This is a genomic window from Synechococcus sp. H60.1 (assembly GCF_047462335.1).
Taxonomy (GTDB): domain Bacteria; phylum Cyanobacteriota; class Cyanobacteriia; order Thermostichales; family Thermostichaceae; genus Thermostichus.
The window spans coordinates 53,457-56,632 of the sequence record NZ_JANSJA010000185.1; the positions used below are offsets into that span (position 1 = coordinate 53,457).

Here is a 3,176-nt window from a genome sequence, read left to right on the forward strand (position 1 = left end):
AATGTTAAGCTATGTGAAAGCGTTCGTTATCTCCCTATGGCTGTTGAGATCTACACCTGGCGTTTTTGCCCTTTTTGCATTCGCGCCAAGCAACTGCTAGACCGCAAGGGAGTCAAGTACATCGAATACGCCATTGATGGGGATGAGGCGGCGCGAGCGGAGATGGCTAAGCGGGCCAACGGGCGCCGTTCGGTGCCCCAGATTTTCATCAACAACCAGCACATCGGCGGCTGCGACGACCTCTATGCCCTTGAGGCCCAGGGCAAGTTGGATCTGCTCCTGCAGCAAGCTCACTAGACCCGTCTCTTGCCGGCCTCGGCTGGCTAGCCGGTGCCGGGGTCTTCTCCTTTTTTGCTGCCAGGCCCAGATTAGCTACTGGCTTGCCGGAGGCGAGCACGGGCCTGTTTCAGCATGGCAATCAGGGTGTGGTGGGCATCTTCAGAATCTTTGAGAGGGTGATCAAATGGAATGCGCAGGGTTCGTAGGGCCCCGTCTACCTCTACCTGCAAGTCCATCCCTTCTGAGTCAATGGCCTGCATGCGAGCCTGCGTCACCCCTTCCACTTGGCCGAAGACTTTGGCATAGAGCGCCAGCGCATCGGCGTGGTCTTCGTTCATGTGTTTGCAGATGCGCTCGCTAACCTGAGGGGTGAGAGGGTCGGCCATAGAGTTGCAAAAGGGATGTCCAGATTTTAGTCTAGCGGACTCTTGGCTCAAGCGGCAGTTAAAGGCAGGCCAGCTTCCCCGCGCCCAGCCACTTGTTTCTCCTAGAGCCAGTAGGATTGGTTGATACCCGGGCAGCGCCCAGATGGGGGTGGACATGCAGCTTTACGAGCGCGACTTCTATGCCTGGACTCAGGAGCAGGCAGCGCTGCTGCGGGCGGGCCGGCTGGAGCAGCTAGACACCGTGCATTTGGCGGAGGAAATCGAGGCTTTGGGCAGGCAAGAGCGCCGTGAATTGGTCAATCGCTTGGGGATCCTGCTGGGGCACCTCCTCAAATGGCAGTTCCAGCCCCAGCTTCGCGGCAAAAGTTGGCAGGCCACGATCATCGAACAGCGACAGGAGATCCAGGAGCTCATTGCGGAGAGCCCTAGCCTCAAAGCTTACCTAGCTGAAGCGATGGAAAAGGCCTATCGAAAAGGACTGCTCCTGGTGGTGAGAGAAACGCCCCTTTCTCTTCAGGATCTGCCTGACCGGTGCCCCTACACTTTTGAGCAGGCAATGGATCCCAACTTTTACCCTGAAAAATAACTGCCAAATTTCGCTGGGAGTAAGTATGCAGCTTTACGAGCGCGACTTTTATGCCTGAACCCAAGAGCAGGCAGCGCTGCTGCGGGCGGGACAGTTGCAGCAGAACGACTCCGGGCACTCATCTTCGTTGAGTCAACACACCATGGCTGACGCCACGCTGCGCGAGCCGATAGCGTACAGGCTTCACGCTTCCCAGACTTGTTGGTACGGAGGTCTCAGCGTGCTGCCACTGTGCCGCCCACGGCAGGAAGCTCTCCAGAGATTTATTAATATTCTTCTCACTTGTAGCACAAACCGCTTTCATCCCGACACTGATTGGCTCTTGAGTCAACACAATTCACCCATACAGTGCGGGGCTTCCCGCCAATTGAGCTAAAATCGCCTAACTTGGTAAAGAGCAGGGATCCTGAGTCGAGCAGGCTGCTTTGCGAGAGAGCCCATGGAACCCATCCGCTTTCATCTGGCCTTTCCCGTTGCCGATATTGCCTTGGCCAAGACTTACTACGGCGAGGGCTTGGGTTGCCAAATCGGTCGGGAAACCCCTGTTTCAGTTATTTTGAACCTCTATGGCCATCAACTAGTGGCCCACCTCACCCAGGAAGAGCTGACGCCACAGCGGGGCATCTACCCCCGCCACTTTGGCCTGATTTTCCCTGCCCAAGCAGATTGGCAGTCGCTGGCGGAGCAGGCCCAGGCACGGGGATTGCTTTTCTATCAGGAGCCGCGCTGGCGCTTTGTCGGCACCCCCCTGGAGCACGGCACGTTCTTTTTGCAGGATCCCTTCTACAACCTGCTGGAGTTTAAGTACTACCGCTACCCTGCCGCCATTTTTGGGGAGCGGGAATGGGCTTTGGTGGGGGATAGGTCTGCCCATCCTTCCCAGGATCGCTTTTCCACTTGCTCAGGCGGTGAGGTCAGCGGCAAGTAGCCAAGGGGAGGCAGACTTGGCCACTCAACCACCTCGTTCTGGCCCTATGCGCGGCCCCATCTGGCAGATGGATTTCAACGCCGTCCCGCTGCGGGATGCCCAGGAGCGGCGGGTTTGGGAGCTGCTGGTGTGCGATCCCACGGGTCAGTTTCGCCAGGCCCAGTACTGCAGCAACCAAGAGGTCAATAGCACCTGGGTGGCCCAACAGTTGCGCAGCTATTTGGAAATGGCCCCCCAGCCCCCTTCGGCCATTCGCGTCTTCCGCGCCCGCATGAGCTCCATTTTGCAACGGGCCTGTAATGCCGTTGGGATCCCGATGCTGCCCAGCCGCCGCGTCTATGCCCTCCGGGCCTGGATGCGGGAACGGGCAGAGCAGGTTTACCCCCAGGAAACCCAATTTACCTATAGCCCCGAGCCGCCATTGGAGCCGGATCCGCCGGATCCCATTCCCCTGCCGGACAAGTTGCAGGGAGAGCGCTGGGCGTTCGTTACCCTGCGGGCCAGGGATCTGCGGGATGCCGAGACCTGGCCAATGGAATTTGGTGAGCTGTTCCCCCTAAACTGGGAGGCCCTGGCGCCCGACACCATCATTCCTGGGTTGGTGATTGCCTCGCGGCGGGCGCTGCCCATAGCAGCCTGGCTGAGCGGTATGGAGCCTGCCTACTTGACGGTGGCGGAGGGACGGCTGCTGTTCGAGGCTGGCCTCAGCGATTGCTACCTGTTTGCGCAACTAAAAGATGAAAAGCTGCAAGCGGAGGCAGAAGGCTTTGCCCAACGCCAACGCCAAGCCCAAGGGATCCACTTCCTCGCCATCCAAAGCGATTTCCGGGCCCAGTCCTTCGCCGGCTTTTGGCTAATGCAGCATCCCCTCTAAAACCATTGTCAGCCCCTTACGTGGATCCTCAAGCTAGCTGTGTTGGCAAAGCAACACAAAAACGGTAGCAGCAGCTCTGCGAGCGCCTCGCCAAATCCCGCAAAGGCCGATTCTTTCGTTGAC

Annotated in this window: 5 protein-coding genes; 4 read left to right on the plus strand and 1 reads right to left on the minus strand. The window is 58.5% G+C overall.

The window, feature by feature from the left end:
- Nucleotides 1-36 precede the first annotated feature (36 nt).
- Nucleotides 37-297 (plus strand): glutaredoxin 3, encoded by a 261-nt coding sequence (grxC, locus tag NW852_RS09570; RefSeq protein WP_414359978.1) that lies wholly within the window; start codon nt 37-39, stop codon nt 295-297.
- Between the two features lie 71 nt (nt 298-368).
- Here the strand turns inward: grxC and NW852_RS09575 are convergent, their stop codons facing one another.
- On the minus strand, nt 369-665 hold the full coding sequence (locus NW852_RS09575) for a DUF2470 domain-containing protein (protein WP_414359976.1): 297 nt from the start codon (nt 663-665) through the stop codon (nt 369-371).
- Between the two features lie 142 nt (nt 666-807).
- On the opposite strand from NW852_RS09575, the gene NW852_RS09580 reads away from it, so the two are divergent.
- The 3 genes from NW852_RS09580 to NW852_RS09590 all read left to right on the plus strand — a co-directional run bounded on the left by NW852_RS09580 (nt 808) and on the right by NW852_RS09590 (nt 3,053).
- Nucleotides 808-1,251 carry a DUF29 domain-containing protein gene (locus NW852_RS09580; protein WP_414366434.1) on the plus strand — a complete coding sequence of 148 codons (444 nt, stop codon included), beginning with the start codon at nt 808-810 and terminating at the stop codon, nt 1,249-1,251.
- Between the two features lie 439 nt (nt 1,252-1,690).
- Complete coding sequence (locus NW852_RS09585; RefSeq protein WP_414366435.1) at nt 1,691-2,179, plus strand: VOC family protein; 489 nt, start codon at nt 1,691-1,693, stop codon at nt 2,177-2,179.
- Nucleotides 2,180-2,225: 46 nt separating this feature from the next.
- The gene (locus NW852_RS09590; protein WP_414399156.1) at nt 2,226-3,053 is read left to right on the plus strand and encodes a Tab2 family RNA-binding protein; all 828 of its coding nucleotides are present in this window, start codon (nt 2,226-2,228) and stop codon (nt 3,051-3,053) included.
- Nucleotides 3,054-3,176 lie beyond the last annotated feature (123 nt).